Source organism: Paenibacillus sp. FSL R7-0189, from assembly GCF_037969925.1.
Taxonomy (GTDB): domain Bacteria; phylum Bacillota; class Bacilli; order Paenibacillales; family Paenibacillaceae; genus Paenibacillus_AQ; species Paenibacillus_AQ odorifer.
In genome coordinates this window covers 1,763,730-1,779,642 of the sequence record NZ_CP150223.1, presented here as the reverse complement: position 1 = coordinate 1,779,642, position 15,913 = coordinate 1,763,730, and the positions used below count along the sequence as shown (strand labels likewise).

General features: G+C 45.0%; 15 protein-coding genes. 12 read left to right on the top strand and 3 right to left on the bottom strand.

Annotation, left to right across the window (positions count from 1 at the left end; translation table 11 throughout):
- Positions 1-664: 664 nt before the first annotated feature.
- From MKY63_RS07605 to galU, 12 genes are all read left to right on the top strand, one after another.
- Entirely contained in the window at positions 665-2,215 is a 1,551-nt protein-coding gene (locus MKY63_RS07605; protein ID WP_339812316.1) for a spore germination protein, read from the top strand.
- The gene (locus MKY63_RS07600) at positions 2,212-3,369 is read left to right on the top strand and encodes a Ger(x)C family spore germination protein (RefSeq protein WP_036676759.1); all 1,158 of its coding nucleotides are present in this window, start codon (positions 2,212-2,214) and stop codon (positions 3,367-3,369) included. Before MKY63_RS07605 ends, MKY63_RS07600 begins: the two co-directional genes overlap by 4 nt.
- A gap of 24 nt (positions 3,370-3,393) precedes the next feature.
- Positions 3,394-3,582 carry a hypothetical protein gene (locus tag MKY63_RS07595; RefSeq protein WP_143763183.1) on the top strand — a complete coding sequence of 63 codons (189 nt, stop codon included), beginning with the start codon at positions 3,394-3,396 and terminating at the stop codon, positions 3,580-3,582.
- 26 nt (positions 3,583-3,608) lie between these two features.
- Positions 3,609-4,721, top strand: a complete 1,113-nt coding sequence (locus MKY63_RS07590; RefSeq protein ID WP_036676761.1) for an endospore germination permease — start codon at positions 3,609-3,611, stop codon at positions 4,719-4,721.
- A 225-nt stretch (positions 4,722-4,946) separates the two neighbouring features.
- On the top strand, positions 4,947-5,465 hold the full coding sequence (locus tag MKY63_RS07585) for a DJ-1/PfpI family protein (protein ID WP_339812313.1): 519 nt from the start codon (positions 4,947-4,949) through the stop codon (positions 5,463-5,465).
- Positions 5,466-5,488: 23 nt separating this feature from the next.
- Positions 5,489-6,112, top strand: coding sequence for a hypothetical protein (locus MKY63_RS07580; protein ID WP_076305613.1), 624 nt, complete (start codon positions 5,489-5,491; stop codon positions 6,110-6,112).
- A gap of 21 nt (positions 6,113-6,133) precedes the next feature.
- The gene (locus MKY63_RS07575; protein ID WP_339171085.1) at positions 6,134-6,430 is read left to right on the top strand and encodes an antibiotic biosynthesis monooxygenase; all 297 of its coding nucleotides are present in this window, start codon (positions 6,134-6,136) and stop codon (positions 6,428-6,430) included.
- Positions 6,431-6,444: 14 nt separating this feature from the next.
- Positions 6,445-7,263: an aminoglycoside phosphotransferase family protein gene (locus tag MKY63_RS07570; protein ID WP_076186267.1), complete on the top strand. Its 819-nt coding sequence runs from the start codon at positions 6,445-6,447 to the stop codon at positions 7,261-7,263.
- Between the two features lie 28 nt (positions 7,264-7,291).
- Complete coding sequence (locus MKY63_RS07565; protein ID WP_076186269.1) at positions 7,292-7,837, top strand: DUF1697 domain-containing protein; 546 nt, start codon at positions 7,292-7,294, stop codon at positions 7,835-7,837.
- Positions 7,838-8,043: 206 nt separating this feature from the next.
- A complete protein-coding gene (locus tag MKY63_RS07560; RefSeq protein WP_339812309.1) occupies positions 8,044-10,173 on the top strand; it encodes a glycosyltransferase family 39 protein in 2,130 nt (709 codons plus the stop codon).
- 78 nt (positions 10,174-10,251) lie between these two features.
- A complete protein-coding gene (locus MKY63_RS07555) occupies positions 10,252-11,238 on the top strand; it encodes a glycosyltransferase family 2 protein (protein WP_076138397.1) in 987 nt (328 codons plus the stop codon).
- Between the two features lie 18 nt (positions 11,239-11,256).
- The gene (gene galU, locus MKY63_RS07550; RefSeq protein ID WP_339812306.1) at positions 11,257-12,177 is read left to right on the top strand and encodes a UTP--glucose-1-phosphate uridylyltransferase GalU; all 921 of its coding nucleotides are present in this window, start codon (positions 11,257-11,259) and stop codon (positions 12,175-12,177) included.
- A gap of 393 nt (positions 12,178-12,570) precedes the next feature.
- Here galU and MKY63_RS07545 read toward each other — a convergent pair whose 3' ends face one another.
- The 3 genes from MKY63_RS07545 to MKY63_RS07535 form a co-directional block, all read right to left on the bottom strand.
- Positions 12,571-13,137, bottom strand: a complete 567-nt coding sequence (locus MKY63_RS07545; protein WP_036676776.1) for an FAD-dependent oxidoreductase — start codon at positions 13,135-13,137, stop codon at positions 12,571-12,573.
- Between the two features lie 127 nt (positions 13,138-13,264).
- Entirely contained in the window at positions 13,265-14,848 is a 1,584-nt protein-coding gene (locus MKY63_RS07540; RefSeq protein WP_339812303.1) for a HAMP domain-containing sensor histidine kinase, read from the bottom strand.
- Positions 14,845-15,528: a response regulator transcription factor gene (locus MKY63_RS07535; protein WP_038568592.1), complete on the bottom strand. Its 684-nt coding sequence runs from the start codon at positions 15,526-15,528 to the stop codon at positions 14,845-14,847. Before MKY63_RS07535 ends, MKY63_RS07540 begins: the two co-directional genes overlap by 4 nt.
- Positions 15,529-15,913 lie beyond the last annotated feature (385 nt).

The following is a 15,913-nucleotide window of genomic DNA, read 5'->3' as shown; positions in this document are numbered from 1 at the left end:
TAAGTGCCTGTGGATGTATTCGGTGTTATCGTCCTAGATCCGTAAGCGCCTGATGATGTGTTGGGTGTTATTGTGCGAGGTCCGTAAACCCCAAGGGATGAGTGTGATTCGGCGGTAACGGACCCAGTAGCCCCTAAACGTTGCATTTATGGACTTTTGGCGTGCTATCGGTCCTCAGAGTCGCTATTGGCATGAAAACCGCCCAATATGAGCCACTTTTGATGAAATAGCTGCACTGGAGTCCAAAACTATGCCAAAAAGGCGATAAATGAGCAAATAACGCCTCCTGAGTCCTTAAACGCCTGAGGATGTATTTGGTGTTATCGTGCCTGAGTCCATAAGCGTCTGAGGATGTATGCGGTGTTACGTGCCTGAGCCGAAAGCGTCTGAGGATATATGCGGTGTTACGTGCCTGAGCCGAAAGCCTCTGAGGATATATGCGGTGTTATCGTGCCTGAGTCCATAAGCGTCTGAGGATGTTATGCGGTGAGTCACTATTGGCATGACCCCAAGGGCTGATTGGGTTACTTACCTGCCGAACCCGGCGTATGGAGTAGTCTCGTTTCTTTCTTGTTGATCCCTTTTCAGTATAATTTTGGCGGATAGGATTTGGAGAGACGGGGGATAATTTCTAGGAAACCTAATTCTGACAGGAGTGACTACTGTGGAGGAACGGCCAGCAGGTGGAAACAGCAATACGTCTCAAAAAAACACAAAATCTGAGCAGACTCTGAGTACGTCACTGGATGAAATGATGACTTTGTTTCGAAACATATTCAAGGACGATGAAACGCTTAGAATCAGGGTGTTTAGCAACATGTTTACTGATAGTCTTCGCTTTGGGTTAGTCTATGTTGACGGAATGGTTGACAAGCATTTGATCCAGGAAGGGATTATTAAGCCTGTTATGGCTTTTGATTTTACCAAAAAGAATTGTGACAATAAAGCCGAGCTGATGGAGAACATCCGGACGCAGGTCATTAGCATTAGTGATGTGGTCGCCTCTGAAGATTTTGATGAAATGATTTATTCGATTATAGCTGGCAAGACCTTACTGCTGATGGACGGCTTTGCGGGTGTTCTGAACATTGGGGCACAGGGTTGGGAGACGAAAGCTCTTGCGGAACCGGTGACCGAAAAAAGTGTCAAAGGTCCAAGGGAAGGATTTACGGAATCACTGTTAGTGAATCTCACCCTTATTCGGCGCAGGGTGCAAGACTCCGAGTTAAAGTTTGTTTTTAGTTCACTGGGAAGACGTTCCAAAACACCGATATGTATCTGTTATATGGAGAGCTTGGCATCACCGGCTATTCTCAAAGAATTACAGAATCGAATTGAACAGATTGACATAGATCTTATTCTGGACACGGCATCTCTGGCGGAATTAATTAGAGACGAACCCTATTCGCCCTTTGAGATGACAGGAAGTACAGAGCGCCCGGATGCCGTAGTCAGTAACATGATGGAGGGCAGAGTTGCCGTGCTTATAGAAGGCAGCCCGTTTGCAATGACCGTTCCCTATCTATTTGTAGAGAATTTTCAAGCCAGCTCGGATTATTACATTAACTTTTATTTTGGTTCGTTCAATCGAATGTTAAGAGTATTTGGAGCTTTTTTGTCGATCAGTATTCCTGCTCTTTATGTAGCTTTAGTTACCTATAGCCAGGAAATGATCCCCACCATGTTGTTGCTCAGTATTTCTACAGCAAGAGTAGCAGTCCCTTTTCCTACAATAGTAGAGGCGCTATTCATGTTAACTATTTTTGAAATATTAAGAGAGGCGGGCGAGCGGATACCTACCTATATAGGGCAGGCTATCAGTATCGTAGGCGCTCTCGTGTTAGGACAAGCGGCAGTGGAGGCCAGAATAGTGAGTGCTCCAATGATTATTGTAGTCGGTTTAACAGGGATCATGACGCTACTTAATCCTAGGTTGACCGGTCCTTTAATTATCGTAAGAACATTGCTGCTGGGTGCGAGTTTTTTCCTGGGGATATACGGATATTTTCTTGGAATGCTTGGTTTAGTAGTACATTTGATGAGTTTGCGCAGCTTTGGGGTTCCATACATGCTTGAAGTAGGCTCTATCCGTCCTCAGGACATTAAAGATACAGCGATCAGGGCGCCGTGGTGGCATATGTATCTGCGTCCGGCGTTGATTGGGGCACGAAATATGAGGAGAAAAGGTTCCAATAAAGTAAGGAGAAGACCATGAGCAAGCTGAAAAGGATACTTCTGATTGTTATATCCATGATGCTTCTGATCTGCAATACAGGCTGCTGGAACTACTTTGAAATTGACGATATGTCGATTGTTGCTGGGGTCGCAATTGATAAGGGGAAAAAAGACGGTCAGTTATTGGTAACGACAGAAATTGTAGATACGAAGGAAGGGTTGAAATCAAGTCAGGCTGGCTTCAAAATGATTACGCTCGCGGGCGAAACCATGTTTGATATTGTGCGGGGGATGATCTCGATTACTGGAAAAAAGTTATTTTGGAGCCATTCTAAGGCGATTATCCTCAGTGAGGAGATTGCAAGGGAGGGAGTCACCAAAGTAATTGATTGGTACAACAGGGATACGGAAACCCGATCAGATGTGTATATCTTTGTCGCTAAAGACAAACCGGCTCAAGAAATCATAAGCCTAAGCAGTTCAACTGAGAGTATTATGTCTTACGCACTTGCACAGCAGATGAGAACTGAGAAGAATGTCAGCACAGCGCCTGTTGTGGAAATCTGGGATTTCATTGACAAGCTTGAGGCTTCTGGAGAATATGCTATCGCTCCGTTAATTTATGTCCATGAACAAAATAAGATGAAGAATGCACGAGTTAGCGGAACAGCTATATTCAAAATGGATAAAATGATCGGTATGATCAGTGGCGAAGAAACGAAATACATGCTGTTTGCCAACAATCAAATCCAGGGAGGTGTGTTAATCGTAAAGGATGAAAGTGGAGAGCCTAACTTTTCGCTCGAGATTTTATCCAATCGCACAAAAATAAAACCTGTATGGGTAAATGGTAAGCTCCAAATAAAACTTAATACACTGACACATGCCGGATTGGACGAGGTCAAATCTTCGGGCGAATTCAATAGTCTGGACAGCAAGAAGACGATAGAAAGGTGGGCTGAAAAAGAACTAGAAGAGCAGATTTTCTCAGTTATTCATAAGGTTCAGAAGGATTACCATGCAGATATTTTTGGGTTTGGAGAGCTCCTTCATGAGAAAATGCCGCGGACCTGGGAGAAAATCGAGAAAAACTGGGTGAAAGAATTTTCCAACGTAGAAGTAGTAGTGAATTCCAAGGTGATTATTGAGAACAGTGCACAAACGACAAGGTCTATCAAGATTCATCAAAAATAGGTGATAATATTGGTTGTGGTGGTCATGTTTATCTATGTAGTAATTATTTTAATCGATCCTTATGGTCTGTGGAAGCAGGGGATGAAGCGGGATTTTTATGTTTCTTCTGCATTATGTCTAATTTCATTCTGTATTGCCTTTGCATTGGCAATGAGATGGTCGATTCCTAGTCTGTCACCATTCCTTGTGTATTGGATCAAGAAGCTATTCTAGGTATTAGCCTAAAGGGAGAATAGAGTATGAATAAAGAGATCATATCAACAGGGCATGCTATTAGTATTGCTGTCTTATTTATTATGGGGACTTCAATATTTATGGGCGTACCGGGACAATCCGGTAACAGTAACTGGATCGCCGTATTGTTAGCTATGGTGCTGGTTGCCCCACTTTTGCTGATATATGCCAGACTCCACGTCCTATTACCGGGTAAGGATCTATTTGATATGTTGATTACCGTGTTTGGCGGAATCCTGGGTCGAATCATCTCCACTCTCTATATATGGTATTCCTTTCATTTGGGGGCACTAATTATTAGAAACTTTGGAGAATTCAGTCGCACAATTACCTTAACGGATACCCCTATGTTAGCACCTATGATATGTCTGGGACTATTGTGTGTTTGGGTGGTTAAGGCGGGGATTGAAGTGATGGGGAGAAGCGCTAAGCTCCTGTTGCTGTTTGCTGTATTTGTTAATTTAGTACTGATAACACTCGCCTTTTCCAGACTGGAATATCATCATTTACTTCCTCTGTTGGACAAAGGCTGGCAGCCTTTATTAAGCGACACTCTGGGTACTTTTTCTTTTCCATTTGCGGAGATTGTAATATTTCTGGGAGCATTCAGTAATTTATCGGACAAGAGCTCAATACGGAAGATATTATTTGGTAGTCTAGTAATTTCAGGGGTGATTATCATTATGGCTACTTTGCGTAACCTGTTGATGCTGGGTCCTGAAGTTCTATCCAGTTTATATTTTCCCGCTTATGTGTCTGCTGGCCGTATTAATGTAGGTGATTTTCTGACCCGAATTGAAGGTTCATCGGCAGTTGCTTTTGTAATCACTACTTTTATCAAGACAAGTTTATGTCTGTATGTAGCGAGTAGTGGGATAGCAAAAGTACTCAAGCTCAAGAGTTACCGCTCTGTTGTGCTTCAGATGGGACTACTCATGATCTATTTTGCGGATTTTGTGTACAAGGATATTATGGAAATGTACTATTTTTCTTACCATATTTATAAAATATACGCCTTTCCTTTTCAGGTGATTATTCCACTGATGTTATGGATTTGCGCTGAAATTGTTGTGAGCCGGCGTAAAAATAAACAGCTAGCGCCGCAGTCGCAGCAATAGCTCTAATAGGAGGATACAGGTGTCTCGTAAGCCTTAAAGTGGCTGGTTGCCCGTGTCTTTTTTTATTTCGTTTTATTTGATCACATTTACGCTTTTAAAGCCGCGGGAAATGTGCAAATAGCGTCCTCTGAGTCCGTAAGTTTCAGGAGAAGGCGATGATGCTATAATGATAGATACATAGATAGAGTTTACTTTTTTATTGAGAACAGGGGAGCTGATCTATCATTGAATACATATATTCTTATATATGATAGCTTTGTGCAGTTTGAGGTTACATTGGCAGCTTATTTTATGAAAACAAAGGGCGAGGTCTATACCTTAAGCTTGGAAGATAAGGCGTTAATCTCCTGCGAGGGTTTTTCTGTGAATCCATTAGTATTGGTTGAAAATGTGGACGTTAGCACCATAGATTTATTGATTATCCCTGGTGGGGAAACAGATAATTTAATAGGGCAGGAGGCTCTATTAGATTTAATCAGAAGCCTGAATCGAGCAGGCAAAGTCATCGCGGGCATTTGCGGTGGGGTATCCATTCTTAAGGCTGCCGGAGTACTGGATGGTAAGGTTTATGTGGACAATGAATCCGGCGTATCTAACGTCGTTGTCGATGGAACAATCATTACCGCTAAGCCGAATGGATATGTAGATTTTGCGCTTGAAATTGGGCGAGTAATGAGTATCTATAAAGATGAGGCAGATTTGCAAGAAACGATAGATTTCTTTAAACATTTTAAATCCGTCTAAGGAGTAGAAGAGGGGAAACATGTATGAACGTTAGCAATATCATTATGTCCTCTTATTGGGGTAGAGAGGTTAAACATAAATATATCACCCAAGGTTCCAAAGCGCTGGCTGTTATTTTTCCGGGTAAAAATTATTCAGCTGATCGCTCTCTGCTGGATTATGCGGCTAAAGCTGCCCGGGAGCATAATTGTGATGTTCTGCTTTTAGAATATGGTTACCAGAGTGCTAGGGTGGATTTCAAGCGTGAAGAAATGAGTATTATCATTGAGGAATGTAAAGCCGTGATTGCTTCTCTGCCGGATTATAAGAGGTTTCTTTTTATAAGTAAAAGCATGGGAGCTGTTATTGCAGGTAGAATAGCTGATGAGCTAGAAATACAGAAGAAGACGTCTCATCTATATATCACCCCGTTGCCTGAGGCGGTGCCGCTGATTCAGCGGAGTCGGGGGACTGTAATTTATGGAGGCAGTGACCCCTTATTTGGTGAAGAGCATTCGGGTGAAATTAGTGGGCTGAATCATTTGAAGGTGTATAGAATCGATGATGCCAATCATTCGCTGGAGGTAGGCAGTGTCAACGAGTCACTAGCAATACTGCTGGTCATCATTAATTTCTATCATGAATTTTTCCGGGATGCTTTAAATTAATAACTTTAGGAGATGATGAGTGTGATTTTGGAAGCTGCGATGCTGCAAGTGAAGCCTGGTTTGACTACTGAATTTGAGCAAAGCTTCAAGGAGGCATCAAGCTTAATCTCCTCGATAGAAGGTTATATGGGCCATGAATTACAACATTGCTTGGAGGATGATCATAAGTATCTGTTGCTGGTGAAGTGGAGAACGCTTGAAGACCACACTGTTGGATTTAGAGAATCCAGCCAATATCAGGAATGGAAAGCACTCCTTCACCATTACTACGACCCATTTCCGGTAGTTGAGCATTTTACCCACATTAATCTGGACTAAATGGAGGATACCGAATGAAGGCCAAGCTTGTTGGGGAAGGCAGAACAGCGGAGATCTGGCAGCATGACGATCAGAGGATTCTTAAATTGTACCGGGAGGATATAGCAGAGCAACACGTCAGCCGGGAATATAAAATCAGCCAGTTTGTACATGCGCGGGGTGTTCGGACCCCCCAGCCTTTTGAGCTTATTTCTGAACAGAATCGACAAGGTATCGTTTTTCAACAAATTCAGGGTCCCTCTTTACTAAAGGTGATGGGTGAGAAGCCTTGGAAAGTTACCCAATATGCCAGGCTGATGGCGGGGCTTCATTGTGATTTACATAAGCTTGAAACTACAGAGGAAATCGGCCAGCAAAAGGATATGCTGAAAAGTCAGATCATGGTTGCCCCTATGCTGAGCGAAGAGGAAAAATCCGTCATTTTGAAGTATCTGGAGAAGCTGCCGGAAGGCACTCGTTTATGTCATGGGGATTTTCATCCCGACAATGTGCTTATGGATGAACAGCTCTGGGTGATCGACTGGATGACGGGTGTAGTGGGAGAACCTGCTGGAGATGCTGCGCGTTCCGTAGTGATGTTCAGTTTGGGAGCTATGCCTCCGGGAGCTTCGGCCTTCTCCAAATTAATGTTAGGTTTTATAAGAAAAAGATTAACTAAGGGATACATTCAAGAGTATCTCAGATTATCAGGACACACTTATGAGGACGTAGACCGCTGGATTTTGCCGATCGCTGCCGCACGTCTGGTGGAGGGGCTTTCGCCTCCAGAGAAGGAGCTGCTGGTAAAAGAAGTTCGTAAACGTCTACACACCTTAGCCGCAGAGGTAAGCTGATCATGGCACAAAAACGGAGGCGTATTCTATGACTACCTATATAGCGCTGCTGCGTGGAATTAACGTCGGCGGGAACAAAATTATTAAAATGTTGGACCTGAAGGCGATGTTTCAGTCTCTTGGATTTGCAAATGTACGAACGTATATTCAGAGTGGAAATGTCGTTTTTGAGAGTGATGAAGGTTCGGTAAGCCTGCTTAGAGGAGTCATTGAACGTCAGATTCATGAGGTTTTTGGATTCGAGGTCTCTGTTATTATCCGTACTTTAGCAGAAATGGAGAATGTGATCGCTAACGATCCTTTTCAGCTGTCCGAGCCAGAGGAATTCAAAAGATGGTATGTTACTTTTTTACCAGCCGAGCCTTCAGGGGAAGCATTGGATAAACTGTGCACTTATGAGAATGGACCGGATAAAGTGCGTTTTGTCGGCAGAGAGATGTATATATTATATGAGGTCAGTGTGAGCCAATCATCGCTTTTTAAAGTCCCTTTTGACAAAATACTCGGGATGCCCATTACCGCACGCAACTGGAACACGGTGAATAAGCTTGTTGCCATAGGCAAGATGGAATAACATAGTTTGGATTGAACAGGGTACCGAAAGGCTCCACATTGTGGGGTCTTTTTTGCGTTCCGGCAGCCTCATTTATTCAGCAAACATTCAGCTTGCACTCATTGAGAGTTAAGGTATGGATGAAATAATACACCTACGGAAAGCTTGGGCCGGAGTTACAGAACTGCCGGCATATAGAATGATCAAGGGATAGGAGTGAAATGGAGATGAGTTTTGCTAGAAAAATAAGCTCGGATCTTATACTGTGGCTCATTTTAATACTCGCTGCTTTTTTGTACGGTTATGGAGTTTGGAATGACCACTATGTGAATACATACTACACCACTGCCGTGGGAAGTATGCTGCAAAACTTTCATAATTTCTTCTTCGCTTCACTCGACTCTGCAGGTTCAGTCACGGTGGATAAACCACCAGTCACCTTTTGGATTCAGACTCTTAGCGCACTCATTTTCGGGCTGCATGGCTGGAGTGTGATTTTACCTCAGGCGCTTGGGGGCGTGGGCTCCGTGTTGCTCGTATACCTTCTGGTAGAACCTACCTTTGGTAAAGCAGCAGCACGTTTAGCAGCGCTGGCCATGGCAACAACTCCAGTAGCGGCGGCTGTTAGCCGGACGAATAACATTGATGCTCTGTTAGTATTCACGTTACTGTTGGCGGTTTGGTTTTTATTTAAAGGAACGAAGAGTAATAAGCTGGGCAGTCTCCTTGCCGCATTTGCTTTAATCGGTGTTGGGTTTAATGAGAAGATGCTGCAGGCTTATATGGTTTTGCCGGCTTTTTATCTCTTTTATGTCTTGGCTGCGAAAGTGAACTGGAAGCGAAAAACTGGAGTATTAGCGGCCTCGACAGCTATATTACTCGTGGTCTCGTTATCCTGGGCAGTGATAGTGGATTCGATTCCCGCTAGTAAACGACCTTATATCGGCAGCAGCGGTACTAACTCCGTGCTCAATCTTGCCTTTGGTTATAATGGTGTCGCGCGATTGACGGGTGATCGGGGGACAGGTGGTGGCGGAGGTGGAATGCCTTCAATGAATGGTGGTGAGATGCCGAACATGAATGGCGAGATGCCAGCTATGAACGGTGAAAGACCCGCTATGAACGGGGCAGATGCTGAAAATGGTACGGATAGCGGACGTGGAGCATTTTCGGGTCGGCAAGGCATAAATTCAACCTCAGACAGTCAAAATGGCACCGATGATGGAGGTTCTCCAGGGCAACCACTCGGCGGTGGAACAGATAATCAAAACCGGCAATTTGGTGGTGAAGGTGGGGGCCAAGGACAACGCGGCGGCATGAATGGCGGCGGTGGAGGAATGTTCAATACTGGAACCGCAGGTCCACTGCGCCTGTTCCAATCAGAGCTGTCAGGTCAGGCAAGCTGGATGCTGCCTTTTGTATTGTTTGGTTGTATTGGATTATTCGCTAATCTGCGGAGAAGGAACTTTACGCAAGGGCATAAAGAAGCTCTATTCTGGTTAGCATGGCTGGTGCCGGTGATGGGATTCTTCAGTATTGCGGGATTCTTCCATCAATATTATCTGGTGATGATGGCTCCGCCGATAGCCGCGCTGGTCGGTGCAGGCTGGTCAAAGCTCTGGAGTCTGTATCGTGAGCACTCTGGTTGGCTGTCATGGCTATTGCCAGTTGCGACGCTGGTTACAGCAGTTTTTCAATGTTACATTATTCATCCTTATGACGATACGATTGGCAGGGGCTGGTCGATTGGCATTCTGGCTGCCGGTATAGTTGTTTCTTTGGTGCTGGTCGTTCTTAAAGGCAAGCAGAAGCCATTTGTTTTCTCGGCAAGTATTGTTGCTGTACTAGTATTGTTAATTGGCCCGCTCTACTGGGCAGCTACCCCAATTACTTATGGTCTGAATAGCCAAACCCCTGAAGCAGGACCAGGGAGCAGTGAGAGCAGAGGAGGAATGGGCGGCAATTCTAGCAACTTTGGGCGTAATAGCGCCACAAGTGCGAACGAGAGTCTGTTGTCCTATCTGGAGGAAAATAATACCGGGGAGCCTTATCTGTTTGCCGTATTGGATTATGGCACAGCAGCTCCTTATATCGTCGATAAGGGGGCATCGGTTGTTATTTTGAACGGTTTTTCCAATTCGGACACAGTATATACCACAGATACCCTAAAGGCGTTAGTAAAGAGTGGAAAGGTGAAATACTTCCTGCTGAGCAGCGGCGGTATGGGTGGTGGACGTGGAGGGAATTCTACGCTCTCTACCTGGATTACCGACAATGGCACAGAGGTTCCAGCAGCGGATTGGGCAGGAAACGACGCTGGCAACAGCGGAACGTTATACAAAGTTACAGTTAACTAGTTCAGTGTTTGAGGATACGAAGCGTGCTAATACATTTACAGGCACGCTTCAGCATTCAAATTAAAGGAGGAGCTGCTCATGAGTATCAACGTGCGCTATTCCATTATTATACCGATGTTTAATGAAGAGGCAGTCATTCAGGAAACGTATCGCCGTATTAAAAAAGTGATGGCAATGACGGAGGAAGTGTATGAGCTGATCTTCGTGAATGACGGCAGCACCGACAACTGTGCCCAGATGATCGAGGAATATAGCTACTGGGATGAGAGTGTGAAGCTGATCGATTTGTCACGTAACTTTGGACATCAGATCGCTATTACTGCCGGAATGGACTATGCCCTTGGGGATGCAGTTGTCATTATTGATGCTGATTTGCAAGACCCGCCTGAGCTGATCTTGGACATGATTGCGGAATGGAAGAAGGGGTATGAAGTTGTATATGCTAAACGGGTGAAGCGTAATGGTGAATCCTTATTCAAAAAGTGGACGGCCAGCCTCTTTTATAGAATTCTGCGTTATTCAACCGATATTTCTATCCCTGTGGATACGGGTGATTTTCGGCTTATAGATCGTAGGGTCTGCGAAGAGCTCAAACGTCTACCGGAGAAAAACCGTTTCGTGCGCGGACTGGTCAGCTGGGTTGGTTTCCGTCAGAAGGCGATTGAATATGAACGGGATGAACGTCTGGCGGGGGAAACTAAATATCCACTAAAACGTATGATCAAGCTCTCTTTGGACGGAATTACCTCCTTTTCCTATAAGCCGCTGAAGCTGGCAGGATATTTGGGCGCACTGCTGTCGGCTTCTGGTTTTCTGTACCTTATGTATGTTTTGTACCTGGTGATTTTTACAGACTCAGTTGTTAAGGGCTGGGCTTCGATGATTGGAATTACGCTGACCTTCAACGGATTTGTACTCATTATGCTAGGAATACTAGGTGAGTATGTCGGCCGGATTTATGACGAAACTAAGGGACGTCCGCTTTATATTGTCCAAGAGTTCTATGAAGGTAAGGGGCAGCAAAAGAACATTCGTGAGCACCCTGTGACCCATCTCCGTAAATAAACTGCAAGGGAGGGATTCATGATGAAGATTAGAAAAGCTGTCATTCCCGCCGCGGGCTTAGGCACTCGTTTCCTGCCTGCCACTAAGGCTCAGCCAAAAGAAATGCTGCCCATTGTGGATAAACCAGCGATTCAATATATCGTAGAAGAAGCCGTCCGCTCTGGTATTGAAAGTATTATCATCGTGACCGGCCGCAATAAGAAGTCGATTGAAGATCATTTTGATAAATCGGTGGAGCTGGAGCAGACGCTTTTGGAAAAAGGGAAAGAGGATCTACTTCGTGAAGTCCAGCTAATCAGTGAGCTAGCGAGCATCCATTACATTAGGCAAAAAGAGCCGCTGGGACTGGGCCATGCCATCCTTTGTGCGGAACAATTTATCGGTGATGAACCTTTTGCTGTTTTGCTTGGTGACGATATTATGGTTTCGGAGGACCCGGCGCTGCTGCAGATGATGAGATTGTATGAGCAAGAGGAGCAGACTATCGTCGGTGTGCAGCAGGTGCCACGGCAGGAGGTTAACAAATATGGGATTATAGCTTCCAGCGGCTCACTAAATGGAGTTCATGAAGTAAAAGGATTGGTAGAGAAGCCCTCGCCTGAAACAGCACCTTCAGAATACGCCATTATGGGGCGATACATTTTGGAGCCTTCGATATTCTCAGTGCTGGCTAACCTCAAACGTGGAGCGGGCGGTGAATATCAACTGACGGATGCTTTGCACGAGGTATGCCGGCAAGAAGGATTGCTGGCGCTGGATTTAATCGGCAAACGTTATGATATTGGTGATAAATTTGGTTACATTAAAGCCACGCTGGAGGTAGGTTTGATGCGGGAGGATTTGCGCCCATTATTGGTTCCGTATTTGCAGGAGCTGGCTGCTAGTCTTAAGGGAAGAGAAGAAGAAGTGGACTCCTTGCATCGGAGTATACACAGTTGAGGGAGAGGAACTGTTTCAAATGATCATAACATCGGCTTCGGCGGTGGCATGAGGTTTTGAAGCAGTTTTTTTGCGTGTGGTGTTCAAAGGGCAGGTGAGGGACGAGCAAATAGGTGTACTTTATACAATTAAAAGTATGGGGGGACAGCTGCAAATCGATTTAGTTGCACTTGATACATCTATATCTTCACATCTTAGCTATAATGCTCATTTAGCCTGTTTTGAGTTGCATAAAATACACTTAAAACAGCCGTGTGGGTGTTATTGTTTGAAATAGCTGCATCAAGTGCAGTTATTTTTAAATCTCGTAACTTGGTTCTCCTTGGTGACGAAAAAATCCGGAAGACCGATTCCTAAGAATCATCCTCCGGATTATGATTTGAGTACTGAAGATTAAGCTTTCAACACATCATGATCAACGTAACGCGCGCCATTTAACTCGCTAATTACATTAATAGCTACCTTCGCACCATCGCCTGCGGTAATAATGGCATGTACACTTACTCCAGCAACAGTACCAGCAGCCCAAATACCTGCGATATTCGTTTTGCCTTCAGCATCAACGGCTACTACAGTTTTGATTCTTGGCTCTGTACCATCCTTAGTCTCTACGCCAGCTTTGGCAGCTAGATCTGTAAGGGCGCCTGTGGCAAGAATAACATGTTTTGCTTCATAGATAATTCCATCTTCAGTTTCAATGACAAAACCATTGCCGCTGGAGGTGAGGTTGATAGCCTGCTCGGAAACCAGCTCAGCGCCAAATTTAACGGCTTGCTTATGCCCAGTTTCGACCAGCTCAGGACCACCTACTTCGGAAATTCCATAAAAGTTCTCAAACCAACCTCTGCGGGTCATGCCCTTATCGTTGTCGATCAGCAGCGTTTTTTTGCCCGCCTTGGCGGCGAACAGGGCTGCGCTTGCACCGGCAGGACCGGCGCCAATTACGGCGATTTCGTACATGTATTTACCTCCTAAAAGTTTTGTGGAGCGATGCTCCTTAGAATGGACTACATAGCAAAACTGGCAACGAAAGCATACGCTTGGTTTTGTGGAGCGATGCTCCAGTTCCTCTTAATTATAACGGTTGTTACTGTTCCTTGGCTAATCCTTCCTCACAAGGGAGGCTGACCGTAAATGTTGTCCCCTCGCCGACGGTGCTATTTACACTAATCTTGCCGTGATGCGCCTCGACAATAGATTTTGTGATAGAGAGGCCTAAACCTGATCCGCCATATTTACGTGTGCGAGAGGAGTCACTGCGGTAGAATCGATCAAAGATATGTGGGATATGCTCTGCGGGAATTCCGCAGCCATTATCCCGCACGCTTAAGAGAGCCTGATTTCCTGCGGCTTGTAAAGAGAGATGAATGCTGCCTGCCGCGGCATCGGTATGCTGAACTGCATTGTGGAACAGATTCAGAATCACCTGCTTGAGCTTATGGGGATCATATTTACCACGGATGCCATAGGAGATATCAAAAGTAACTTTACGTTGATCTGCGAGCAAAAGCAGATGCGGCTTCATTTCGTGAATTACCTCGCTGAGAATCAGGTCAGTCATCTGCAGCTGTGGAGCTCCATCCATTCGAGCGAGCAGTAGCAGATCCTCGACCAGCTTATTGATCCGTTTCGATTCACCATGCATGCTTCGCAACGAGTTATATAACTGTTCTTTATTATCGGCGGCGCCCCGCAGCAAGACCTCAAGAAAACCGTGTATTGAGGTAAGCGGAGTTCTAAGCTCGTGAGAAGCATCGGCAGCGAACCTGCGCATCTGCTCCTTGGCCTCCCGTTCATTATGAAAGGATATTTCGAGACGTTCGAGCATACCATTGAATGAATGAGCAAGCTTGTCGATCTCGGCCTGTCCTTGGTCAACTGGAAACCGAATGTCCAAATTACCGGCATTAATGATCTCAGCCGATTCTCCCATATTAGAAAGAGGAACTAACGTCTTTCGCAGGGCCGGCAAGTATAGGAATAATCCAGTCAATAAAGCAATCACTGACAAACCTGCGTAGATCAGCAGCTGCTGCATAATCACATCCGTTAATGGCCCCGTGCTCACACTCATTTGCAGCAGCAATCTAGTATTTCCAGGCCTATAAAGATTCATGAATATGGCTAGATGTTCAGTGCCGTCTTCAGCTTGGATGAGCTTGTAATTTCCTGTTGCCCTATCTGTGGTGTGAATCAGCAGCGCATCGTATTGCTCATTGGTCAACCTGGGTGCTGCTATATCTGAGAGGGTCAATTGCTGTAAATCCCTGAAGGTGCCATCCGAGCTGTACATGGCGAGAGTTGTATGGGCATCAAGCAGAAGCGGACGCCGGTTCTCGCCAGTTCGCAGCCCACTTGGCATTTTATTCATGTCTTCTCTTTCCATCGGGAAATTGCTGTTAAACTCGTTGTTCGTGTCATTTATACCTGTGGTGTCCTCGTCATAGGAATTAAAAAAGTTGAAAAACATCTCACGGGGGACAGAACGTATTTGCGCTTCCATAGACTCCGCTCTATTGCTGTATATAAAATCTCGCATAAGGATATATTGTAAGACTCCAATTAGCAGCAGCAATCCTGATAGAATGAGCAGCGATGTGGCAAGCAGCTGTTTACGCAGGGAACGTGGTGCAGGTAGTCTGCGAAGCCATCTGAAGATGGGAGTGCTCATAGATCCACCCGGTAGCCTGCGCCCCGCAGGGTACGGATAATACGGTGCTCCTTATCTCCGAGCTTCTCACGAAGCGAACGGATATAGACCTCAACAATATTTTCCTCACCGCCAAAATCATAGCCCCACACTTTATCAAGAATCATAGGCTTGCTGAGTACAAGGCCGTGATTGATAACGAGATACTGTAATAACTCGTATTCCGTAGGGGATAGTTCAAGTACTTCCTCCCTGAAGCGAATTTCCTTTCGCCGGCTGTCAATTCGGAAAGGACCGCAGCGGACCTCACCTAGCAGCCCCGGAAACTGATTCCGCAGCCGCGCTTGGATCCGCGCTAGTAATTCATCAAAGCTGAAGGGCTTGACCATATAGTCGTCAGCACCAATAGATAGTCCTTTTACGCGATCATCCACTTCGTCTTTTGCAGTAAGCATGATGACAGCTACCTCTGTCTCTTCCGAGCGCAGATAGTGACATACCTCGAATCCATCCATACCCGGCATCATAACATCCAGGATAGCTACATGGGGCTTGAATTCAGCTGCAATTGAAATGGCGCTTAGCCCGTCCGACGCGGTTCTTACTTCAAAACCTTCATTAAGGAGACCCAGTTCCAGGAACTGTAATATATGAGGCTCATCATCTACGAGCAGAAGTCGAACTCCTTGTACTGCTTTCATCATAGGTTCCTCCAAATCGGTGATAGATAGCTTCATTATGCCATATCCGGTTGAATGTTTGCTGAAGACCGGAGGATACTTTTTCTAGAATAAATGAGCGAATTTCTTTCACATGGCTTTAAATTGGTTAATCTAGTTATAAGGAATATTAACGTGTTTAATGACAAACAGGGTTAAAAATTCCGGATTTTCGGAATTGCGATAAAGGGTTTTGACGAAGAATATAGAACACTTTACAATAAGGATAATCTCCTGATTCAGGCTCTTGATTTTGGAGAATGCTCTCCCTATTTTAGGTTAGATCATCCGAACGTGTAAAATTTCCTTCCTCGTTTTTTCAACTTTGTCATCTTCCTATCAAGGCTCATTTCTTTCTGGTGTATTT